Below are 21304 nucleotides of genomic sequence, written 5' to 3' on the forward strand. Positions count from 1 at the left end.
GATGGACGCGGATAAGGGCGGATAGGTCTGGATAGTCTAGCGTGCGCGCCCCTCTGCGCCGCCGCGAGCCCACGCCTCCTTCTCGCGCTTATCTGCTCTTATCCGCGTTCACCCGCGAAAATCCGCGGCCAAAAAATCAAGCCGCCAGACCATACGAGCGAAGCAAGGCATCAGGCTGCGGTTCGCGGCCACGGAAGGCGATGAAGCTTTCCAGTGCCGGACGGGAGCCGCCGACGGCCAGGATTTCCCTGCGATAGCGCGCACCGGTGGCTGAGTCGAAGACGCCGGCTTCCTCGAACGCGCTGAAGGCATCGGCGCTGAGCACTTCGGCCCAGAGGTAGCTGTAGTAGCCGGCCGCGTAGCCGCCGGAGAAGATGTGCGTGAAGGCGTGCGGCCCGCGGTGCCACGACGGCGGCGGCAGCACGGCCACTTCCGCGCGCACCTCGTCGAGGATCTGCAGCGCGCGCGCCCCCTGCGCCGGGTCGAACTCCAGGTGCAGGCGGAAATCGAACAGCGCGAACTCCAGCTGCCGCACCAGGAACAGGCCGGCGTGGAAATGCCGAGCCTGCAGCATCTTCTGGTACAGCGCCTCGGGCAGGCGTTCGCCGGTTTCGTGGTGGCGGGCGAACACGTCCAGAGCCTCACGCTCCCAGGCGAAGTTCTCCATGAACTGGCTGGGCAGCTCCACCGCGTCCCACTCGACGCCGCTGATGCCGCCGATGCTGGGCCAGTCCACCTCGGTGAGCAGGTGGTGGATGCCGTGGCCGAATTCGTGGAAGAGCGTGATCACGTCGTCGTGCGTCAGAAGCGCGGGCTTGCCGTCGCTTGGCGGCGCAAAATTGCACGTCAGGTAAGCCACCGGCTTGAACAGTGATTCACCATCGTTCATGCGCGAGCGACACACGTCCATCCAGGCGCCGCCGCGCTTGCCCGAGCGGGCGTAGTGATCGAGATAGACGCCGGCGCGCACCGCGCCATCGCAATCCACCACGTCGAAGAAATGCACGTCGGGATGCCAAGTGTCCACGTCCGCGCGCTCCACCAGCCGCACGCCGAACACGCGCTCGGCCACGGTGAACAAGCCCTGCATCACCGCCGGCAGCGGGAAGTAGGGCTTGATGTCCTCTTCGCTGAAATCAAAGAGCTTCTCGCGCAACTTCTCCGAGGCGTAGGCCACGTCCCAGGGCTCGAGCGATTCCAGGCCCAGCTCCGACGAGGCGAAGGCGCGCAGCGCGGTGAGTTCACGCAGCGCGACGGGCCTGGCCTTCGCGGCAAGCTCGCGCAGGAAACCAAGCACCCGCTCCGGCGTGCCGGCCATCTTGTCGGCCAGCGACAGGTGCGCATTGGACGGGAAGTCGAGCAGCTGCGCGGCCTCGTGCCGCAGCGCCAGGATCGATTCGATGCGCTGGCTGTTGTCGTGGGTGCCGGCCTGCGGCCCCTGGTCGGAGGCGCGGGTGTTGTAGGCGGCGTAGATCTCGGCGCGCAGCGCGCGGCTGTCGGCGAAGGTGAGGATGGCCTGCACCACCGGGCCCTTCAGCGTGGCCAAGTGGCCGTCGAGCGATTTCTCCTGCGCCATCGTGCGCAGCATCGCGCGCGCGGACTCGGGCAGGCCGGCCAGCTCCTCGTCGGTCAGCGGCCGGGTCCACGCATCGGTGGCGTCCAGCACCGCTTCCTCGAATTCGGTTTCGGTCTTGCTCAGCAGGCTCTGGATGTCCTTGAAGCGCGAGCGCGCGGGCTCTTCCAGCGCGACGCCGGAAAGCCGGAAGCCGCGCAGGCTGTCCTCGACGACCGTGCGGCGCGCGAGATCCAGCGCTTCAAAGCCAGGCGCTTCGCGCACGGCCTTCACGGCTTCGTACAGCGCGCGGTTCTGGCCCAGCTCGGTGCCGTGCTCGGTCAGTTTTTCCAGGGCCGCCGAGTAGGCCTCGCGCAGCTCGGGCGAATCCTTGACGCCGTGCAGGTGCGACACCGGCGCGAAGGTGCGGCCCAGGCGTTCCTCCCAGCGCTCCAGCGGTGCCATCAGCGTGGCGAAGTCGCGCTCGGTCGGGTCGGCCGTGAGGCGATCGACGGCCGCGCGGAAGTCGGCAAGCACGGCATCGATGGCCGGGTTCACGTGCTCCGGCGTGATCGCGGAGAAGGGCGGCAGTTCGGCGTCGCCGAGCAGCGGGTTGTTGGGCTGGGTCATGGCTTCAAGATGGCGATCGATTCGGGGACATTCAACACCTGGCCTGCGCAGACGGGGCTCCCGCCGGGAGGCTTCCGCGTGGGAAGCCCCGGGCGTGAAGACCCTCCGGCAGCGCGAGGGCTCAGCGGGTAAGCAGCTTCACGACGAAACTGGCGACTTTCCCGTACGGCGGGTCGAGCACCCACATGCTGTTCACGCGCGCCTGGTACAGCACCGGCATCGGCTTGCTGAAGGCCATGAAGCCGTCGCGCCCGTGGTACTGGCCCATGCCGCTGGGGCCCACGCCACCGACCGGCAGCTCGTGCTGGCCGAACTGGATCAGGCAGTCGTTCACGCAGACGCCGCCGGCCACCACCGCATCCAGCGTGCGCTGCAGCCGGCCGCGGTCGCGGTCGAAGGGATAAAAGGCCAGTGGCCGGTCGCGGCCGTTGATGTAGGCGATGGCGGCGTCGTGGCTGTCGTAGCTCTTCACCGGCAGCAGCGGGCCGAAGATCTCCTCCTGCATCACCTTGGCCTCGTCGGGCGGATCCAGCAGCACCGTCGGCGGGATCACTTCCACGCCCGGGGGCGGGGTTTCGCTGTCGGGGCGGTACTGCATCACGGTGACGCCGCGGTCGCGCGCGTCGTCCAGCCACTCGCGCAGGCGGCTGGCCTGGCGGTGGTTCACCACGGCGGTGTAGTCGGGATTGCTGGCCAGCGTGGGGTAGCGCCTGCGCACGCTGGCCAGGTAGGCGCGCACGAACTCGTCGCGCTGCGCGCGCGGCACCAGCACGTAGTCGGGCGCCACGCAGGTCTGGCCAGCGTTGAAGCACTTGCCGGCGGCAATGCGGTCGGCGGCGTGTTCGATGGGATAGCCCGGCGCGATCAGCGCAGGCGACTTGCCGCCCAGTTCCAGCGTCAGCGGCGTCAGGTTGGGCGCGGCGGCGGCCATCACCGCGCGGCCCACCACGGTCGAGCCGGTGAACACCAGGTGGTCGAAGGGCAGCCGTGTGAAGGCCGCGCCGACCGCGGCATCACCCTGCACCACGGTGACGCGCTCGGGCGGGAAGGCCTCGCCGACCAGGCGCGCCAGCAGTTCCGACGTGCGCGGCGTGTGCTCGGATGGCTTCAGCATCACGTGGTTGCCGGCCGCGATGGCGTCGGCCAGCGGGATCAGGGCCAGCTGGATCGGATAGTTCCAGGGCGCCACGATACCGACCACGCCCAGCGGCTGCTGGCGGATCTCGCCGCGGGCGGGCAGGAAGGCCCAGTTCAGGCCGCGGCGCTGGGGCCGCATCCAGGATTTCAGGTGCCGGCGCAGGTACTTGATCTCGTCCAGCGTGGTCATCACGTCGGCGGCCAGGGTTTCGTGGCGCGAGCGGCGGCCGAAGTCGGCGGAAACGGCCTTGGTCAGCTCGTCGCGGTGCCGGCGCACGGCCTCGGCCAGCTTGTCGAGATCGGCCAGGCGCTGGCGGGCGTCGGGCACCTGCTTGCGGTGGGCGGCGCGGACCTGGTCCAGCAACGGGCGCAGGTCGGTATCGGGGTGGGCGGGGGTATCCATGGCCCGAGTGTAAGGCCAACGGCGTCAGGCGCCAGTCTAGAATGGCCCCATGACTATCCGACCCTTCCGCGGCACCCTGCCCACCCTCGGCCCCCGGGCCTATGTCGATCCGGCCGCCTGCGTCATCGGCGACGTGCACCTGGGCGAAGACAGCTCTATCTGGCCCTTCACCGTGGTCCGCGGCGACGTGAACCACATCCGCATCGGTGCCCGGACCAACATCCAGGACGGCAGCATCATCCACGTCACCCACGAGGGGCCCTACACGCGCCCCAATGGCTGGCCGACGCTGATCGGCGACGACGTGACGATTGGCCACGGCGCGATCATCCATGCCTGCACGATCGGGGATGCCTGCCTGATCGGCATGGGCGCGACAGTGCTGGATGGCGCGGTGGTCGAGAATAATGCGTTTGTCGGTGCCGGGGCGGTGGTGCCGCCCGGGAAGACGGTGCGCAGTGGAGAGCTTTGGCTGGGCAATCCGGCGAAGTTGTCGCGAATGCTGTCGGATCGCGAGATCGAGCAGCTTTACTACAGCGCGAAGCACTACGTACGGCTCAAGGACGAATACCTCGGCGGCTGAGCGCTTTCAGCCCCGCCTGAAGCGCGACCGCACCTGCCACTGCGCCCCCCGGTAATCCGTGGTCAGCACGCTCCCCGCATTCACCCAATACGTCTCGCGATTGAACATCGCCTCGGGCTGGTACTCGGGATGATTCATCGCCAGCGGCAGCGCCTGGCCGGGCCGCTTGTCGGTGGCCTCCAGCAGGTAGGTGCGCGCGCCGTCGTGGATCACCACCCAGGCGTGGCCCTCGCCTTTCACCTTGCCGATCACCACGCGTGCGTCGTGGCCCAGGCCGATCAGCCAGTCGGCCAGCGCGATCGCGTGGTCCTCGCAGTCGCCGTTGGGATAGAAGAAGGCCTCGCGCGAGGTCTGCCAGAGTTCGGGCGCGCCCGGGTACTGGTCGTGGTCGAACTGGTAGGTCTTGCTGCGCGACAGCGCGTACAGCGGTACCCACGCGTCCACCTTTTCATAGGGCACGTAGCCGACCAGGTAGGCGTTGGCGAAATGGTGCCGGCGGTCGAGGCCAGGCGCGACGGTGGTGACCGTGACGTCGTTGAACAGCCACGAGAACGCCGACCACTGCTCGTGCTGGCCGGCCGCGCGCAGCGCATCGGCGACGTGGCCTTCGTGGATCTGCATGCCGTTTTCCAGCGCGATGCGGCGCGTCTGCGGCGGGGCCGCGAAATCCGCGCCTGGCTCGCCGGGCGCCACCGCGCCCAGGTCCACCGGCTGGCCATCGGCATCCACCACGGCGGGGCCGCCGCAGGCGCGCAGGCCCAGGAACAGCATGGCCAGCAGCCCCATCCACAGCAGCGGCGAAATGCCGCGCGAGCGGTTCACCCGCGCAGGCCGAACACCGTGACCACCGCGACGAACAGCAATATCGTCGAGGCGAAGATGGACACGGCCAGGTTGCCCTTCTGCAGCTCCTGCTCGATGTCGATGTGCTTGAGCAGCTTGCGGTCGATGAACTGCAGGCCCAGCACCGCCACCACCAGCGCGACCAGGGTCTGCACGATGTTGACGCCGAGGTTGAAGAAGGTGGCGATCAGGAAATCCGAGGTCATGCGGGGCTCCGGGCCGGCGGCGCCGGCGTGCTGGTGAGGTGTTCCAGGCGCGCCAGGTAGGCCATCGCGTGGTCGCGGTGCGTGCCGCACATGGTGTCCGAAGGCCGCAGCGAGGCGCAAACGGCCGGCCGCGTGGGCTGGCCGAAGATCCGGCAGCCGTAGTGTTCGTCCAGCTGCACGCAGGGCATGCCCGCCGGCTTGCCGTAGGGCATGCCGGGAATCGGCGAGCTGATCGAGGGCGCGATGCAGCAGGCCCCGCAGCCGGCGCGGCAGTCCATCAGTCGGCGGTCTGCAGCGCGTCGGCCTTCGCGCTCAGCATCGCGAATACCGGGTCGGTGTCGGGCCGCTGGCCGTGCCAGCGCGCGAAGCTTTCGGCGGCCTGCTCCACCAGCATGCCCAGGCCATCGAAGCGGTGTTCGCAGCCCGCGGCGCCGGCCCAGGCCAGGAAGGAAATCGCCGCCTCGCCGTAGCTCAGGTCCACCGCCAGGCAACGCGTGCCCGCCAGCGAAAACGGCAGCGCCAGGCCGCCGCTGTCGCGACCCGCCGACGTGGCGTTGATGATCATGTCGAAGGCGCCGATGTCGGGCAGGTCGGCGGGGTAGCGGGTGTGCACGCGGTCGGGCTCGCCCAGGGCATCCGACAGCGCGTCGGCCTTGTCCGCCGTGCGGTTGACGATCCACAGCTCGGCGATGCCGGCATCCAGCAGCGCCGGCGCCACGCCGCGCGCCGCGCCGCCGGCGCCGAGCAGCAGCACGCGGCGGCCGCGCAGGTCCAGCCGTCGCCGTTCGGTCAGGTCGTGCACCAGGCCGATGCCGTCGGTGTTGTCGCCGATCCATTCATTGCCTTCGCGGATCAGCGTGTTGGCGGCACCGGCGCGGCGCGCGCGCTCGCTGGCGTGCGCGCACAGCGCCAGCGCGCGCTCCTTGTGCGGCAGCGTGACGTTGGCGCCCAGGCCACCCACGGCCGCGAAGGAGCTGATTGCCGCGGCGAAATCCTCGGCGGTGGCATCGATGGCCACGTACTCCATGGCAATGCCCACCTGCCGCGCGAACTCCGCGTGGATGCGCGGCGACAGCGAATGCGCCACCGGGTGTCCGAACACGGCGTAGCGGGCGCCCATGTCAGTCTTCCTTCAGCCAGCGCGCCGCGTCGAGCGCGAAGTAGGTCAGCACGCCGTCGGCGCCGGCACGCTTGATCGAGGTCAGCGCCTCGAGCGCGCAGGCGCGCTCGTCCAGCCAGCCGTTGAGCGCGGCGGCCTTGAGCATCGCGTACTCGCCGCTGACCTGGTAAACGAACGTGGGCGCGCCGTAGTGGTCCTTCACCCGCCGCACGATGTCCAGGTAGGGCAGGCCCGGCTTGATCATCACCATGTCCGCGCCTTCCTCCAGGTCCAGGCCCACTTCGCGCAGGGCCTCGTCGGAATTGGCCGGGTCCATCTGGTAGGTGTACTTGTTGCCCTTGCCCAGCGCGCCGGCGCTGCCGACGGCGTCGCGGAACGGGCCGTAGAAGCTGGACGCGTACTTGGCCGAATAGGCCAGGATGCGGGTGTTGAGGAAGCCGGATTCCTCCAGCGCCTCGCGCACCGCGCCGATGCGGCCGTCCATCATGTCGCTGGGCGCCACCACGTCGGCGCCGGCCTCGGCATGCGACAGCGCCTGCTGCACCAGCGCGTCCACGGTCTCGTCGTTCACCACGTAGCCGCTGTCGTCCACCAGGCCGTCCTGGCCGTGGGTGGTGTAGGGATCGAGCGCGACGTCGGTGATCACGCCCAGCTCGGGGAAGCGCTGCTTGAGCGCGCGGATCGCCCGCTGCGCCAGGCCGTCGCTGTCCCAGGCCGCGGCCGCATCCAGCGACTTCGCCTCGGGCGCGGTGACGGGGAACAGTACGATCGCCGGGATCTTCAGCGACACCGCCTGCTCGGCCGTGCGCAGCAGCTCGTCGATGGACAGGCGCTCCACGCCCGGCATCGAGGCCACGGCGGCGCGGCCGGAAAGTTCATGTATGAACACCGGCAGGATCAGGTCGTCGGCGCTCAGGCGATGCTCGCGCATCAGCCGCCGCGAGAAGTCGTCGCGCCGCATGCGCCGGGGGCGGGTGTAGGGAAAAGCCATGCCGGGAAGCCCATCGTTGACCAGCCGCCATGATACGCCCGTGGCCGTGATGCGCCGGCACGCGGCGGCTAAGATGCGGCCATGTCCCCGCGTCCGCTGCCCCGCTCCGCCCGCGTCTGCCTGGCCCTGATTGCCGGGCTGGCGGCCGCCTGCTGGCTGGGCCTGCTGCTGCCTGGCCACGACCCGCACCGGCCGGACTGGACCGCGCTGTCGGCCGCGCCCAGCCTGGCCGGCGGCCACTGGTTCGGCACCGACGCGATCGGCCGCGACATCCTGGCGCGCACCCTGGCCGGCGGCCGCCTGTCGCTGACTATCGGCGCGCTGGCCACGCTGGTGGCGCTGGTGATCGGCCTGGTCTACGGCGCGGTGGCGGGTTACGCCGGCGGTCGGCTCGAGCGCGCGATGGTGCGCGTGCTCGACGTGATGTCGGCCCTGCCCTTCCTGCTGATCGTGATCCTGCTGCTGAGCCTGTTCGGCCGCTCGCTGTGGCTGCTGCTGGCCGCGATCGGCGGCTACGTGTGGATCGACCTGGCGCGCGTGGTGCGCTCGGAAGCGGCACGGCTGCGCGAAGCACCCTTCGTGCTGGCGGCGCGCGCGGCCGGTGCACGCTTCGACCAGGTGCTGCGCTGGCACCTGCTGCCCAACCTGATGCCGCTGGCGGTGGTGTACCTGGGCCTGATCCTGCCGCAGGCGATCCTGGTCGAGAGTTTCCTCGGCTTCCTGGGCCTGGGCGTGGACGAACCCTCGGCCAGCTGGGGCAGCCTGCTGCAGGAGGGCAGCCAGGAACTCGACACCGCGCCGTGGACCCTGCTGTTCCCCGCCGGATTCCTGGTGGCCACGCTGGCCGCGTTCCAGTTCCTCGGCGATGGCCTGCGCGACTGGCTGGACGTGCGCGGGGCCAGCGCATGAGCGCGCCGATGCAGCTGCAGGGCCTGCAGGTTCACGCCGCCGGCAAGCCGCTGCTGGGACCACTGGACCTTTCCCTGCAGCCCGGCCAGTGCCTGGGCCTGGTGGGCGAAAGCGGCAGCGGCAAGAGCCTGACGGTGCTGTCGCTGCTGGGCCTGCTGCCGCCCGGGCTGAGGGCGCAGGGCCAGCTGCATTTCGACGGCCGCACGATGGCGCTGGGCTCGCGCGAGCACCGGGCGCTGCGCGGCCGCGCGATCGCCTGGATGCCGCAGGATCCGCAGGCCAGCCTGCATCCGCTGCGCACCGTCGGCGGCCAGCTGATCGAGAGCCTGCGCGCGCTGCGCGGGCTGGATGCCGCGGGCGCGCGCCGGGAAGCGATCGCGCTGTTCGAAACGCTGCAGCTGCCCGATCCGCCGCAGCTGCTCGATCGCCATCCGCACCAGCTGTCGGGCGGCCAGCGCCAGCGCGTGCTGCTGGCCCTGGCCCTGGCCGGGGCACCGAAGCTGCTGCTGGCCGATGAACCCACCTCGGCGCTGGATCCGCGGCTGGCGCGCGAGTCGCTGGATATGATCGACCGCCTGCGCCGCGAGCTGGGCCTGGCCGTGCTGCTGGTCAGCCACGACCTGCCGCTGGTGGCGGCGTACGCGCAGCACGTGGCCATCCTTCAGCGCGGCGCCCTGGTGGAGCATGGCGAAGCCGCCGCCGTCTTCGCCCAGCCGCGCCACGCCTACACGCGCGAGCTGCTGGCCGCCGAACACCTGCCCGCGCCCGCGCCGATGACCCCGGGCCCGCGCCTGCTGCGGATCGAATCGCTGGGCGTGCACTACCCGCGCGCGCCGGCGCCGTCCCTGCAGGAGGCTTCGCTCGAACTGCATCGCGGCGAATGCCTGGCCCTGGTGGGCGAAAGCGGCAGCGGCAAGAGCACGCTGGGCCGCGCACTGCTGCGGCTGGCCGGGCGTGGCGCACGCGGACGCATCCTGCTCGATGGCGAAGACCTGCTGCAGGCCGGACCCGGACGCCTGCGCCAGCTGCGGCGACGCATCGGCGTGGTTTTCCAGGACCCCTACGCCTCGCTGGATCCGCGCATGCGCGTGGGCGACCTGGTGGGCGAGCCGCTGCGCATCCACGGCCTGGGCGATGCGGCGCAGCGGCGCACGCGCGCGGCCGCGCTGCTCGAAGCCGTGGGCCTGGACCCGGACTTCGTGGCGCGCAACCCGCACCAGTTGTCCGGCGGACAGCGCCAGCGCGTGGCCATCGCCCGCGCCCTGGCCACCGAGCCCGACCTGCTGGTCTGCGATGAGGCGGTGTCGGCGCTGGACGCGCACCATCGCGCCGGCATCCTGGCCCTGCTGGCCCGGCTCAAGCGCGAGCGCGGGCTGGCCCTGCTGTTCATCACCCACGACTTCGCGGCGGCGCGCGCGCTGGCTGAACGGACCGCGGTGATTGCCGGGGGCCGCATCGTGGCCTGCGGCCCCACCGGCGAGGTGCTGCCCGGAGAGGCCCGGGTCGGCTGATACACTCGGCCCGTCCCCGGGGAAGGGGGAGTTCGGAATCGCCATGTCGCAACGCACGCTATCGTCAGGACAGCCATCGCCAACCGGGCCCGCCGCGCCGCGCCCGGACGATGCCGCCAGCCTGGCGGCCGAGGTGCAGCGCCTGCGCGTGGACGTGGAGCGGCTGGGCAAGGCCGAGCGCCTGCAGCGCGCGCTGTTCGCGATCTCCGACCTGGCCAGCTCCGACCTGGACACCGCCACCGTGCTGCACGGCCTGCACGAGATCGTGGGCCGGCTGATGTACGCCGAGAACTTCTACATCGTGCGCTACTCGCCCGAGAGCGACACGATGCGCTTCATCTATTTCGCCGACAGCCTGGACCCGGTGTCGCCCGACCCGCGCGAGGAGCTGCCGGCCTCGGAGATGGGCAACAGCCTCACGCTGGCCCTGATCCGCCGCGGCCGGCCGGTGCTGGGCCCGTCCGACCAGGTGCGGCGCGAGCTGGGCGTGTCCCGCGACGAAACCCTGGGCCCGGACAGCGAGGACTGGATGGGCGTGCCGATGCTGGACGAGGGCATCGTGCGCGGCGCCGTGGTGGTGCAGAGCTACGACCCGGAATGGCGCTACACCGAGGACGACCGCGTGCTGCTGGGCTACGTGGCCCAGCACATCCTCACCGCGCTGGCCCGCCGCGACGCCCAGGAGGAACTGGAGAGGCGCGTGGACGAGCGCACGCGCGAACTGCGCGAGCAGGTGACCGAGCGCGAGCGCAGCGAACGCCTGCAGGCGGCGCTGTTCCGCATCGCCGAGCAGGCCGGCCGCAGCGAGAGCATCGAGGTGTTCTACGCCGAGGTGCACGGCATCGTCAGCGACCTGCTGGACGCGCGCAATTTCTTCATCGCCCTGCTCACCGACGACGGGCAGGAGCTGGTGTTCCCCTACTCGGTGGACGAACGCGACCAGAAGCGTCCGCGCCGCCGCCTGGCCAAGGGCCTGACCGAATACGTGCTGGCCTCGGGCCAGCCGCTGCTGGCCGACCGCGACGGCATCCACGACCTGGTGGCGCAGGGCGTGGTGCAGAGCTTCGGCACGCCCTCGGTGTGCTGGCTGGGCGTGCCGCTGCAGATGGGCGGGCGCTCGATCGGCGTGCTGGCCGTGCAGAGCTACACGCCCGATTACCTGTACTCGCGACGCGACCAGGAGCTGCTCAGCTTCGTGTCCTTCCACATCTGCCAGGCGCTGGAGCGCCGACAGGCGCACGACTCCCTGCGCCAGGCCTATGCCGAACTGGAGCAGCGCGTGGCCTCGCGCACCAGCGAGCTGGCCGACGCCAACCGCGAGCTGCTGGACCAGATCTCGGTGCGCGAGCGCATGGAGCACAAGCTCAAGCACGAGGCCATGCACGACACGCTGACCGGCCTGCCCAACCGCAGCCACCTGCTGGGGCGCATGGGCATGGCGCTGTCGCGCTTCCGCTACGACCCCACCCAGCTGTTCGCGGTGCTGTTCCTGGACCTGGACCGCTTCAAGGTGGTCAACGATTCGGTCGGCCACTTGGTGGGCGACGAGCTGCTGAAGGAAGCCGCGCGCCGCATCGGCCGCTGCGTGCGCGACCCGGACATGGTGGCGCGCCTGGGCGGCGACGAGTTCGCGATCGTGCTCGACTTCATCCACACCGCCGAGGACGCGGTGGCGGTGGCCGAACGCGTGATCAAGTCGCTGGCCGAGCCCATGCGCATCGCCGGAAAGGAGCTGTACACCTCGGCCAGCATCGGCATCGCGCTGGTGGACGGCCGCTACCGCAGCCCGGAAGAGCTGCTGCGCGACGCCGACGTGGCCATGTACCGCGCCAAGGCCACCGGCCGGCAGCGTTATGCGCTGTTCGACGAACACCTGCACGAGGCCGCGCTGAAGCTGCTGGAGCTGGAGGGCGACCTTCGGCGCGCGCTGCAGCGCCAGGAGTTCGAGCCCTACTACCAGCCCATCATCAGCCTGGCCGACGGGGGCCTGGTCGGCTTCGAGGCGCTGATGCGCTGGCACCATCCGGTGCGCGGGCTCAGCGTGCCGGGCGACTTCATCGGCATCGCCGAGGAAACCGGCAGCCTGGAGCCGATGGACTGGCAGATCTACGAGCTGGTCTGCCGCGACATCAAGCGGCTGTCGGCCAACAAGGCCTACACCACGCTCAACGTGTCGCCGCGGCACCTGCGTGCGCCCGACTTCGACCAGCGCCTGCTGGAGATGATGGCGCGCAATGACGTGCTGCCGGCGTCGCTGCGGCTGGAAGTGACCGAGGGCGCCCTGCTGGAGCAGCCCGAAGAAGTGAAGTCCTGCCTGGGCCGCCTGCGCGACGCCGGCGTGCTGACCCTGCTGGACGATTTCGGCACGGGCTATTCGTCGCTGTCCTACCTGCACCGCTTCCCGCTGCACGGGCTGAAGATCGACCGGAGCTTCGTGGCCGAGCTGCGCAGCGGCGAGAGCGGCGGCAGCACGGCCATCGTGCGCGCGATCCGGCTGCTGGCCGATTCGCTGGGGCTGGAAGTGATCGCCGAAGGCATCGAGACCGAAGAGCAGCGCTACCAGCTGCGGCTGCTGGGCCTGAGCCTGGGCCAGGGCTATCTGTTCTCGCGGCCCGCATCGGCCGCCGAGATCCTGCGGCGCTACGGGCTGGACGGAGCCTGAGGCGGCAGCAGGCCGTCCTCGCGCAGCCACGCAATGGTGTCGGCCAGCAGCCCGGGCAGCGGCGTGCCGCGGTAACCCAGTTCGCGTTCGGCCTTCGACGAATCCACTTTCAGGTGATGGCTGGTGAAGGTCGCCGCCACCGGCGTCAGTGCGGGCGCGCGGCGCGTGAGGCGCGAGACCAGGTCCAGCGTGCGGGCGTAGACGCGCAGCGCGGCCGCGGGCATCGCCCGCGCCGGTACCGGCTTGCCCAGCTGGCGCCCCACTTCGGCGATCAGGGCCAGGAAGCTGGCGTGTTCGCCGCCCAGCAGCCAGGCCTCGTCGCGCGCCGGCTGTTGCCAGGCGCGCACCTGGGCGCGGGCGATCTCGCGCACGTCGGCAAAGGCGCCCGAGCCCGGCGGCACGCCCGGCAGCCTGCCGGCATCGACCAGGCGGATCAGCTGCGACCAGTTGTTGCGATCGCCGGGGCCGAGGATGTGCGAGGGCTGGAAGATCAGGAAGGGCAGGCCCGATTCGCGCACCAGGCGTTCGGCTGCGTACTTGGTGCGCTCGTAGTTGATCCAGGATTCGGCGCCGCGCTGGGGGACGTCCTCGCGCAGGGTTTCATGCACCAGGTGCGAATAGGCCGAGACGCTGGAGGTGTGCACGAAGGTGGCCACGCCGGCCGCGCGCGCCGCCTCCAGCACCCGCGCCGTGCCGCCCACGTTGGTGCGCGTCTGCGCCGCATCGCCCGGGCCCCAGTTGTTGGTGTCCGCGGCCGTGTGGAACACCGCGGCGACGCCGGCCGTGGCGGTACGCAGTGCGTCCGCGTCGGCCAGGTCGCCGCGCACCGGCAAGGCGCCCAGCGCCGCCACCGCCGCATCGCCCGCCGGCGAGCGCGACAGCGCGCGCACGCTGGCTCCGGTGGCCACCAGTTCGCGCAGCAGGTGCTGGCCGAGGAAGCCGGTGGCGCCGGTGACCAGGACGGTGGGCATGGGTCAGGAGCTCCGGAGACCACCGCAGGATTCGCGCACCACCAGCTGCGGCGCCAGCACCACGCTCTCGGCGGGGCGGCCTTCGATGGTGGCCGCCAGCAGGTCCACCAGGTGCTCGCCGGCCTGCACCGGATCTTGGCGCACGGTGCTCAAGGCGGGCGTGGTGAGTGCGGACAGCGGAATGTCGTCGAAGCCGATCACCGCGACATCGTCGGGAACCCGCAGGCCGCGGCGGTGCAGTTCGCTGACGGCGGAAATGGCGATCTGGTCGCTGGCCCCGACGATGGCATCGAAGCGCCGACCCTGCGCGAGCAGTTGGCTGACGGCTTCGGCCCCCGCGTGCGGGTGGCCCAGCGCGGCGTCGACGCGCAGGTCCGGGTGGGCGGGCAGGCCCGCTTCGCGCAATGCCAGGGTGTAGCCGCGATGTCGTTCGCGGCACTCGGGACTGCTGGCGGACACCTCGCCGAGGAAGGCGACGGCGCGCCGGCCGTTGGCCACCAGGTGGCGCGTCGCCGCGGCTGCGCCCGCGACATTGTCGCAGCCCACCGACAGCCCGCACTGTCCGCGGCGCAGGCTGCCCCAGCGGACAAAGCGGGTCTGCTGCGCCACCAGGTGCCGCAGCGTCCGCTCCAGGCTCCGGAAGTCGCCGTAACCGAGCACGATGAGGCCGTCCGACTTCCGGCTGCGCAGGTAATCCGCATGCCAGTCCGCGGACAGTTGCTGCAGGGACACCATGAGGTCGTAGCCGCGGCGGTGCGCCGCCAGCGTGAGGCCCGCGAGCATCGCGAGATAGAACGGGTTGAGTTCGGCATGGCCGGCGTCCTGCCCGGCGAACATCAGCAGGGTCATGGCGCCGGTCTTGCGCGTGCGCAGCTGCCTGGCGCGCAGGTCGACCTGGTAGTCCAGGCCCGCGGCGATTTCCTTGATCCGCTGTCGCGTCGCGGCACCGACGCAGGTGTTGCCGTTCAGCGCACGCGACACGGTCGACTGCGAGACGCCCGCCAGCAGCGCGATGTCGAGCGAGGTGTACTGCGCGCCACTGCCCGGCAGGCCCTGCCGCCGCGCGCTGTCGCGGGGCGTGACGGTGCGGGTGCTTGCCTCCGGCAGGCTCACGGCGCCGGTCCGGTCGAGCTCCGGACCTTCAGCGTATGGGTCACGTGCTGCAGCCCGGTGTGTTCGCCGCTGCGGACGAAACCCAGCAGGGCATGCGTGGCGATGCGCCCCATCTCGTCGGTGGGCTGATGGATGGTGGTGAGCGAGGGAAAGAGCTGGCGCGAGATCGGCGTGTCGTCGAAGCCGCAGACCGAGAGGTCGGCCGGAATCCGGATGTTGCGCTCGTGCGCCAGGTGGATGACGCCGGCGGCCATGTCGTCGTTCGCGGCGAAGACCGCCGTCGGAGGCTGGGGCAGATCGAGCAGCTGCCTGGCTGCGGCCACGCCGGATTCGAAGGAGAACTCGCCCGGCACTTCCAGTTCGGGGGCGATCGCCAAGCCGCCCGCGGCCAGGCCGCGGCGGTAGCCGTCCAGGCGCCAGCCGCTGGCGCCGTGCGCCGGATGGCCGATGATGTGCGCGATGCGGCGGTGTCCGAGCGACACCAGATGCCGGACCATCTGCTCGGCGGCGGCCGGCTCGTTCATGGTCACGCCCACGCAGCCTTCCGGCCGGCGCGGGGAGATGCTGGCAAACGGGATGGCCAGTTCGGCGAGGTGCGCGAGCAGGGCCGGGGAATCGGTGAGCGGCGGCGTGAGCAGCAGCCCGTCGGGCCGCGAACGTGCGACCAGCTTGTCGACTTCCTCGAGCAGGCCGGCTTCGTCCAGCGCCGCCGGACACAGCAGCAGGTGGTACTGCTCCTGGGCGCAGGCCTCGAGCACGCCCGAGATCACGCCCATCATGTAGTTGTCGGAGGGGTTGTTGTAGAGCAGCGCGATGTTGAACGAGCGGTTGCCGGCCAGGCTCCGGGCGGAGGCGTCCGGCGTGTAACGCAGGGCCTTGACCGCCTGCATCACGCGTTCGCGCGTCTCCGGGCGCACGTTCGCTTCCCGGTTAAGCACCCGGGATACCGTCTTGATGGAAACGCTCGCCGCCGTGGCCACGTCCTCGATTCGCGCCCGCGCCATACACCCCTCTCCGGGTCTTCGGAACCAGGCTCAACTATAAGCGAAACCCGGTCGGCTGACAGCGTTGTCATCAGCCCCCGGACGGGGTCACAATGCCGCGACACGTCCGCAACGGACGGAGCCCGGGGAGGGGTTCGCGCATGAGCCACAGTCCAGTCCACAGCATGCCGGCGACGGCGACGGCCCAAGGCGGGTCGAACGTCCGCGCCCTGGTGATCATTACCATTCTTTTCTTCATGTGGGGAATGCTGACGTCCCTCAACGACGTGCTGATTCCGCACCTGAAATCGGTCTACACGCTGACCTACGTGCAGGCGATGCTGGTGCAGTTCTGCTTCTTCGGCGCCTACTTCGTGGTCTCGCTGCCGGCCGGTGGACTGGTGCGCCGGATCGGCTACCAGAGAGGCGCTGTCGCCGGCCTGGTGATCGCGTCCACCGGCTGCGCGCTGTTCTATCCGGCGGCCAGCAGCGGCTATGGCCTGTTCCTGCTGGCCCTGTTCGTGCTGGCCTCGGGCATCACCATCCTGCAGGTGGCGGCCAATCCTTTCGTCACCCTGATCGGGGACCCGCGCACGGCCTCCAGCCGCCTCAACCTCACCCAGGCCTTCAACTCGCTGGGCACCACGGTCGGGCCGCTGTTCGGCGGCCTGCTGATCCTGGGCGGCGTGGCCCTGGTCAGCGAGGCCGAACTGGCCGCCATGACCGAGGTCGAGCGCGCGGCCCATCGCGCGGCCGAAGTTGCCACCGTCCAGACCCCGTACCTGATGCTGGCCGGTGCGCTGTTGCTGCTGGCGGTGGTGTTCGCCTTCGCCCGGCTGCCGCGCGTCGAGCACGCCGCCGCAGCGAGCGGACCCGACAGCGGCCCGTCCCTGCTGAGCCGACGCAACCTGGTGCTGGGCGCCGTTGCGATCTTCCTCTACGTCGGTGCCGAGGTCAGCATCGGCAGTTTCCTGGTCAGCTTCCTCTCGGAACCCGACGTGGCCGGCCTGGATCACGCCACCGCGGCCAACTACGTCGCCTACTACTGGGGGCTGGCCATGGTGGGCCGCTTCCTGGGCTTTGCGGTGATGCGCAAGGTCAGCCCCGGCCTGGTGCTGGGGATAAGCGCGGGCGGCGCGATCCTGCTGATCCTGTTCACCCTGCTGGGCAGCGGGCGCGCGGTGATGTGGGCCATCCTGGCGGTCGGCCTGTTCAATTCGATCATGTTCCCGACCATCTTCAGCATCGCCCTGCACGGGCTGGGGGCCCGCACCGGCCAGGGGTCCGGCGTGCTGTGCATGGCCATCGTCGGCGGCGCCGTGGTGCCGTTTGCGCAGGGCTACCTGGCCGACAACGTGGGCCTGCAGCCTTCCTTCGTCGTGCCGATGCTGTGCTACGGCTTCATCCTGTACTTCGGGCTGCGCTACGCGCGCGTTTTCCTGGGCGATCCGGCCCGGCCCTGAGCGGACGGGTTGCCTCCCCCGCCTCGCCCCGCGCGCGCTGCGCTGCGGGGCGGTGCCAGGCCCGCCGCGCCAAGGCTCAGCCCCGCGCACGCGCGGGGTCCTCACTCCGGGGCCGCCGCCTTCTGCTGCATCACGCGCTTGAAGAACGCGCCCTGTTCGGACGGCTCGAAGTTCCAGTTGTTGATCAGCGTGGGCGACCACTGCGGATCAAACGCCCAGGCGGTCCAGGAAATGCCGCGGCTTTCCATGAACTCGACGATGCGGGGGCCGTAGCGGCCGTCGTCCTTCACCGGCACATGCGCGCCGTAGCCGCCGGGCTGCACCCAGCCCAGCTCGGTGCAGACCAGCGGATAGGTCTTGCTGGCAAAGCCCCATTTTTCTTCCCAGAGCGCGAAGTACCGTTCCTCGGTCGCCGGGTCCGGCTGCTCCTTCTGCGGGTAGGGATGGCAGGCGTAGGCGATCCCGGCGCGATCGACCGGGGCACGGCGCAAGGGCGTCAGGTCGTACGCCCAGTCGAAGCCGGCGACGACGGCAATCGCGTCATCGTCCACCGCGCGGATGACGTCGATGATCTGCTCGTTGAGCGCCTTCCACTGGTCCCATTCGCGCTCGCCCCACGGATCCTTCAGTGTGGTCGGCTCGTTGAAGAGTTCATACAGCGCCGTGGTGGGCACGTCCTGGTAGCGGAAGGCGATGTCGTGCCAGAACCGCAGGGTCTCCTGCCGGTCGGTGACATACATGGGGTGCTGGTAGTTGCCGCTGGCCAGGGCGCCGATGGAGTGCCAGTCGATGATCAGGTACAGGTCCAGCGCGTTGGCCCAGACCACGGCCTGGTCGAGCAGACGGAAGTATTCCGCCTGGCCGCGGCTGCGCCAGGCGCGCGGGTGAACCGGCAGCCGGATGGTGTTGGCGCCCCAGTCCTTGACCTCCTGGAACAGGCTCTGCTTCCACTGGCCCTCCGTCGCCAGCTTGTCCGGGTCGGCAATGCTCACGCCGCGGAAGGTGAAGGTCTTGCCCGCCTCGTCGATGAAGCGGTTGCCCTGGATGCGGATGACATCCTGTTCGCGCGCGAGCTGGCGGGCATCGAAGCGGCCGATGTTCGGATAGACCGCCGGATCGGCGATCACCGGGGCCTCCGCCTGCGCGTATGCGGCCGGGGCGGCCAGGAGCAGCAGGACGGCCAGCAGGCCGTGCGTGAGCGAGGGCAGCAGACGGTTCATTGCGCTGGTTTCCTTCAGGGGGACGTCGGGTGGGAGTGCCAGGCGGGCCGTGCACCGGCCAGGGTCAGCTTGCCTAGCGTTGGGAGGGCGCCTGGCAATGCTGGCGGATGAAATCCTCGTGGCTCGGCATCACGCCCGCGGCGCGCCGGATCACCTGCCGGGCATGGTCGAGGTAATTGAACAGCGGCTCGACCGGATAGCCGTCCACCAGCGGGTGGTAGCCGTCCGGAACGATGCGCTGGCCCAGCATCACCGCCAGCCAGCTGGTCTCGGAGAAAAGTTCATCGTGCTCCCGGTACAGCCGCCCGTTGGCGCGGAAGATCGCAATCTTCTCGGCCAGGCTGTCGGGGATGGACATCGTGCGGCAGTAGCGCCAGAACGGCGAGTCGTCGCGCTCGGTGGCCTTGTAATGCAGGATCACGAAGTCGCGGATCCGCTCGATCTCGTTGATGGATTGCTGGTTGTACTTGTCGGTGTCCACGCGCGGGAAGTCGCGGCTGGGGAACATGCCGATCAGCTTGGCGATGCCGGACTGGATCAGGTGGATGCTGGTGGATTCCAGCGGCTCCAGGAAGCCGCTGGACAGGCCGATGGCCACCACGTTGCGCTCCCAGAAACGCTCGCGGCGTCCCGGCGTGAAGCGCAGCCGGTTGACCGGGCCGAGGGTGGGTCCATCGAGGCTGCCCAGCAGGATGGCCTCGGCCTCGGCTTCCACCATGAAGCCGCTGCTGTAGACATAGCCGTTGCCGTTGCGGTGCTGCAGCGGGATGCGCCATTGCCAGCCGGCCGCGCGCGCGGTCGCGCGGGTGTAGGGCTCGGGCGGGCCCGGGCGCTGGCAGGGCACGGCCAGCGCGCGGTCGCAGGGCAGCCAATGGTTCCAGGCGTGGTAGGGAACGCCCAGCGCGTCGCCGATCAGCAGGCCGCGGAATCCGGAGCAGTCGATGAACAGCTCCCCTTCGATGAGCCGGCCATCCTCGAGCTGCACGGCTTCCACGAAGCCGTCCTCCGAGCGCAGCTTCACCTGGCTGATACGGCCCTCGACGCGCTGCACGCGACGCGCCTCGGCATAGCGGCGCAGGTAGAGCGCATACAGGCTGGCATCGAACTGGAAGGCGTAGGCAATCTGCGCCAGCGGCGAATTGGGAATGTCCTGCGGCCGGGTGAAGCGGTTCTGCGCGGCCGCCATGCACGCCAGCGAGAACTCGTCGATGCGCCCCAGGCGCCCGAGTGCGCGCAGCTTGAGGTAGTAGTGGTGGAACGGGATCGCCTCCATCGGCAGCCCGAACACGCCGAAGGGATGCAGGTAGCGGTCGCCGATCGCGGCCCAGTCATCGAAGCGGATGCCGAGCTTGAACGTGGCCTGGGTGCTGCGGACGAAATCATCCTCGTCGATGCCCAGCAGCCGGTTGAACGTGAGGATTTGCGGAATCGTGGCTTCGCCCACGCCCACCGTGCCGATCTGTTCGGACTCGACCAGGGTGATGCGGCAGTCCGACTTCGCCAGCACCTTGGAAAGCGCCGCGGCGGTCATCCAGCCCGCGGTGCCGCCGCCGACGATGACGATGCTGCGCAGCGCCCGGCTCATGGAACCGCGCCTTCCGCTTGGCGAAGCCGGGCCAGCGCCTGCGCGTGCGCCGGCAATCCGGCCACTGCCTGCGCCAGCGACGCGCCTACCCGCTCCATGCGCCGCGCCAACTCTTCGGGCGCCATGGCCGGCAGCAGCCGGTCCGCCGCCCCGGCCAGGACATGCATCGCCTCGAGCAGCATCATCCAGCGCGGTGCGTCGAGCGGGTCCTCTTCGTGGAAAGCCAGCCGGCCTCCGGCGCGGTAAAGCATCATCCGGTAGCGCAGATCGGCGGCCGCCGCCTCGTCGATGCGCACGCGGGCCGCCGCGTCCGGCGTGCGGTCGGCCGCGCACAGCAAGGGCAGGCCCTGGGCATCGGCCAGACGCCGTGCCTCGGCCACCACCACCCGGTTGAATTCGTCACGCAACTTGGGACACGGTTCCCGCCCCGGCAGCAGCCGCAGCCAATGGGCGATGGCCCGGCGCGTCAGCCGCCAGCGGTCGACCACCAGGTCTTCCGGTTCGCCCAGCGCCGGGCCCAACGCCACGCAGCGGCCCTGCCACGGCGCGCGCAGCCATCCGTGTGCGCCTGGCGCGCTGGCGTCGTCGTCAGGACCGGCGGTCCACACGCGCTCGGCCTCCACGCTGTCGGCCACGCAGCGGAACCGCTCCCAGCCGTCGTCGCGCCGGACGACCTGGTCCACCAGCGGCGCCGGGCCGTCGAGCCGCGCGCGCCGGAACTCGCGCCGCGTCACGCCGACGCGCGCGGGAAACGCATGGCGCGCGGTCGAACCTCCCACGCTGGCCAGCCTCGCGTTCTGGCTGCAGTCGAAGAAACCGTCGGCCGACAGTGTCTGCCCGTCTTCCAGCAACACTGCCTGGGCGTGTCCGTCGGCGTCGTACTGGACCTGCTGCACGACGCCGGGCACGTGCTGCACGCCCAGATCGGTGCCCAGCGCACGCAGGAAGGCGAGGTAGTCCGAACGCTCCACGCTCAGTCCGGCCTCCAGCCCGGCCAGCGGGCCACGGCCACCCGTGCCGAACCGGCCCGCCCGGGCCGCCAGCGCGGCGGGCGCGAAGTCGGCCAGCCGGGCGTCGCCGCGCACTGCGCGCAGGGCGGTGACGTAATGCTGGAAAGGCACGCGCTCGATCATCTGCCCGGCATCGCCGAAGGGTGCGAAGCCGCTCCGGCCTGCACCAGCCCAGTCCACGAACTGGGTGCCGTAACGCAGCCCCGCGCGAAGGTGGCGCAGCAGGTCTTCCAGCCCGACGCCCAGGCTGCGGTGGAACGCATGGATGTCGGGATCCAGGCACAGGATGCCAGGACCCGGGCCGGGGGCGTCCTCCAGCAGCACGATGCGCACCTCGTGGCGGCGCAAGTCTCGCGCGAGCCGCGCGGCGACCATCCAGGCGTGCACGGCATCGCCGATCACCAGCAGGCTG

General features: G+C 70.5%; 18 protein-coding genes. 5 read left to right on the plus strand and 13 right to left on the minus strand.

Translation table 11 applies throughout. The annotated features are described in order from the left end of the window. Positions 1-136 precede the first annotated feature (136 nt). Both ACOQFR_RS07195 and ACOQFR_RS07200 read right to left on the minus strand, forming a co-directional pair. On the minus strand, positions 137-2182 hold the full coding sequence (locus tag ACOQFR_RS07195) for a M3 family metallopeptidase (RefSeq protein WP_421380131.1): 2046 nt from the start codon (positions 2180-2182) through the stop codon (positions 137-139). A gap of 121 nt (positions 2183-2303) precedes the next feature. Then, entirely contained in the window at positions 2304-3722 is a 1419-nt protein-coding gene (locus tag ACOQFR_RS07200) for a coniferyl aldehyde dehydrogenase (protein WP_421380133.1), read from the minus strand. A gap of 49 nt (positions 3723-3771) precedes the next feature. On the opposite strand from ACOQFR_RS07200, the gene ACOQFR_RS07205 reads away from it, so the two are divergent. Beyond that, complete coding sequence (locus ACOQFR_RS07205; RefSeq protein WP_421380135.1) at positions 3772-4305, plus strand: gamma carbonic anhydrase family protein; 534 nt, start codon at positions 3772-3774, stop codon at positions 4303-4305. A 6-nt stretch (positions 4306-4311) separates the two neighbouring features. On the opposite strand, the gene ACOQFR_RS07210 is transcribed toward ACOQFR_RS07205, so the two are convergent. Genes ACOQFR_RS07210 through hemB form a run of 5 tightly spaced genes read right to left on the minus strand, consistent with a single transcriptional unit; the run spans position 4312 to position 7465 of the window. Beyond that, a complete protein-coding gene (locus ACOQFR_RS07210) occupies positions 4312-5127 on the minus strand; it encodes a hypothetical protein (protein ID WP_421380137.1) in 816 nt (271 codons plus the stop codon). Further along, positions 5124-5354 (minus strand): hypothetical protein, encoded by a 231-nt coding sequence (locus ACOQFR_RS07215; RefSeq protein WP_421380139.1) that lies wholly within the window; start codon positions 5352-5354, stop codon positions 5124-5126. Before ACOQFR_RS07215 ends, ACOQFR_RS07210 begins: the two co-directional genes overlap by 4 nt. Next, entirely contained in the window at positions 5351-5632 is a 282-nt protein-coding gene (locus ACOQFR_RS07220; RefSeq protein ID WP_421380141.1) for a YkgJ family cysteine cluster protein, read from the minus strand. The genes ACOQFR_RS07215 and ACOQFR_RS07220 overlap by 4 nt, the downstream gene beginning before the upstream one ends. After that, positions 5632-6474, minus strand: coding sequence for a shikimate dehydrogenase (gene aroE / locus ACOQFR_RS07225; protein ID WP_421380143.1), 843 nt, complete (start codon positions 6472-6474; stop codon positions 5632-5634). The genes ACOQFR_RS07220 and aroE overlap by 1 nt, the downstream gene beginning before the upstream one ends. A gap of 1 nt (position 6475) precedes the next feature. Then, positions 6476-7465, minus strand: coding sequence for a porphobilinogen synthase (gene hemB / locus ACOQFR_RS07230; protein WP_421380145.1), 990 nt, complete (start codon positions 7463-7465; stop codon positions 6476-6478). Positions 7466-7546: 81 nt separating this feature from the next. Here hemB and ACOQFR_RS07235 point away from each other — a divergent pair, with 81 nt between their 5' ends. The 3 genes from ACOQFR_RS07235 to ACOQFR_RS07245 are packed head-to-tail and all read left to right on the plus strand — an operon-like array spanning position 7547 to position 12547. Then, complete coding sequence (locus ACOQFR_RS07235) at positions 7547-8374, plus strand: ABC transporter permease (RefSeq protein ID WP_421380147.1); 828 nt, start codon at positions 7547-7549, stop codon at positions 8372-8374. Next, complete coding sequence (locus tag ACOQFR_RS07240) at positions 8371-9885, plus strand: ATP-binding cassette domain-containing protein (protein ID WP_421380149.1); 1515 nt, start codon at positions 8371-8373, stop codon at positions 9883-9885. Before ACOQFR_RS07235 ends, ACOQFR_RS07240 begins: the two co-directional genes overlap by 4 nt. 43 nt (positions 9886-9928) lie before the next feature. Next, positions 9929-12547 (plus strand): EAL domain-containing protein, encoded by a 2619-nt coding sequence (locus ACOQFR_RS07245; protein ID WP_421380151.1) that lies wholly within the window; start codon positions 9929-9931, stop codon positions 12545-12547. Here ACOQFR_RS07245 and ACOQFR_RS07250 read toward each other — a convergent pair. The 3 genes from ACOQFR_RS07250 to ACOQFR_RS07260 are packed head-to-tail and all read right to left on the minus strand — an operon-like array spanning position 12526 to position 15635. Next, a complete protein-coding gene (locus tag ACOQFR_RS07250) occupies positions 12526-13518 on the minus strand; it encodes an NAD-dependent epimerase/dehydratase family protein (RefSeq protein ID WP_421380153.1) in 993 nt (330 codons plus the stop codon). The two genes, ACOQFR_RS07245 and ACOQFR_RS07250, sit on opposite strands and share 22 nt — an antisense overlap. 3 nt (positions 13519-13521) lie before the next feature. Next, complete coding sequence (locus tag ACOQFR_RS07255; protein ID WP_421380156.1) at positions 13522-14631, minus strand: LacI family DNA-binding transcriptional regulator; 1110 nt, start codon at positions 14629-14631, stop codon at positions 13522-13524. Next, entirely contained in the window at positions 14628-15635 is a 1008-nt protein-coding gene (locus ACOQFR_RS07260; RefSeq protein ID WP_421380158.1) for a LacI family DNA-binding transcriptional regulator, read from the minus strand. The genes ACOQFR_RS07255 and ACOQFR_RS07260 overlap by 4 nt, the downstream gene beginning before the upstream one ends. Positions 15636-15775: 140 nt before the next feature. On the opposite strand from ACOQFR_RS07260, the gene ACOQFR_RS07265 reads away from it, so the two are divergent. Then, on the plus strand, positions 15776-17077 hold the full coding sequence (locus ACOQFR_RS07265) for a sugar MFS transporter (RefSeq protein WP_421380160.1): 1302 nt from the start codon (positions 15776-15778) through the stop codon (positions 17075-17077). Between the two features lie 101 nt (positions 17078-17178). On the opposite strand, the gene ACOQFR_RS07270 is transcribed toward ACOQFR_RS07265, so the two are convergent. The 3 genes from ACOQFR_RS07270 to ACOQFR_RS07280 form a co-directional block, all read right to left on the minus strand. Beyond that, the gene (locus ACOQFR_RS07270; RefSeq protein ID WP_421380162.1) at positions 17179-18297 is read right to left on the minus strand and encodes a glycoside hydrolase family 5 protein; all 1119 of its coding nucleotides are present in this window, start codon (positions 18295-18297) and stop codon (positions 17179-17181) included. Positions 18298-18370: 73 nt separating this feature from the next. Next, positions 18371-19882 (minus strand): tryptophan halogenase family protein, encoded by a 1512-nt coding sequence (locus ACOQFR_RS07275; RefSeq protein WP_421380164.1) that lies wholly within the window; start codon positions 19880-19882, stop codon positions 18371-18373. Further along, positions 19879-21294, minus strand: coding sequence for a tryptophan 7-halogenase (locus ACOQFR_RS07280; protein WP_421380166.1), 1416 nt, complete (start codon positions 21292-21294; stop codon positions 19879-19881). The genes ACOQFR_RS07275 and ACOQFR_RS07280 overlap by 4 nt, the downstream gene beginning before the upstream one ends. Between the last annotated feature and the right edge of the window lie 10 nt (positions 21295-21304).

This window comes from Arenimonas sp. MALMAid1274, from assembly GCF_049195245.1.
In the GTDB taxonomy this organism is placed as follows: domain Bacteria; phylum Pseudomonadota; class Gammaproteobacteria; order Xanthomonadales; family Xanthomonadaceae; genus Arenimonas.

Coding starts and splice junctions, on each gene's coding strand:
- ACOQFR_RS07215 (WP_421380139.1), bottom strand. CDS start 5,354: ATGACCTCGGATTTCCTGATCGCCACCTTCTTCAACCTCGGCGTCAAC.
- hemB (WP_421380145.1), bottom strand. CDS start 7,465: ATGGCTTTTCCCTACACCCGCCCCCGGCGCATGCGGCGCGACGACTTC.
- ACOQFR_RS07235 (WP_421380147.1), top strand. CDS start 7,547: ATGTCCCCGCGTCCGCTGCCCCGCTCCGCCCGCGTCTGCCTGGCCCTG.
- ACOQFR_RS07200 (WP_421380133.1), bottom strand. CDS start 3,722: ATGGATACCCCCGCCCACCCCGATACCGACCTGCGCCCGTTGCTGGAC.
- ACOQFR_RS07270 (WP_421380162.1), bottom strand. CDS start 18,297: ATGAACCGTCTGCTGCCCTCGCTCACGCACGGCCTGCTGGCCGTCCTG.
- ACOQFR_RS07260 (WP_421380158.1), bottom strand. CDS start 15,635: ATGGCGCGGGCGCGAATCGAGGACGTGGCCACGGCGGCGAGCGTTTCC.
- ACOQFR_RS07275 (WP_421380164.1), bottom strand. CDS start 19,882: ATGAGCCGGGCGCTGCGCAGCATCGTCATCGTCGGCGGCGGCACCGCG.
- ACOQFR_RS07195 (WP_421380131.1), bottom strand. CDS start 2,182: ATGACCCAGCCCAACAACCCGCTGCTCGGCGACGCCGAACTGCCGCCC.
- ACOQFR_RS07265 (WP_421380160.1), top strand. CDS start 15,776: ATGAGCCACAGTCCAGTCCACAGCATGCCGGCGACGGCGACGGCCCAA.
- ACOQFR_RS07250 (WP_421380153.1), bottom strand. CDS start 13,518: ATGCCCACCGTCCTGGTCACCGGCGCCACCGGCTTCCTCGGCCAGCAC.
- ACOQFR_RS07245 (WP_421380151.1), top strand. CDS start 9,929: ATGTCGCAACGCACGCTATCGTCAGGACAGCCATCGCCAACCGGGCCC.
- ACOQFR_RS07205 (WP_421380135.1), top strand. CDS start 3,772: ATGACTATCCGACCCTTCCGCGGCACCCTGCCCACCCTCGGCCCCCGG.
- aroE (WP_421380143.1), bottom strand. CDS start 6,474: ATGGGCGCCCGCTACGCCGTGTTCGGACACCCGGTGGCGCATTCGCTG.
- ACOQFR_RS07220 (WP_421380141.1), bottom strand. CDS start 5,632: ATGGACTGCCGCGCCGGCTGCGGGGCCTGCTGCATCGCGCCCTCGATC.
- ACOQFR_RS07240 (WP_421380149.1), top strand. CDS start 8,371: ATGAGCGCGCCGATGCAGCTGCAGGGCCTGCAGGTTCACGCCGCCGGC.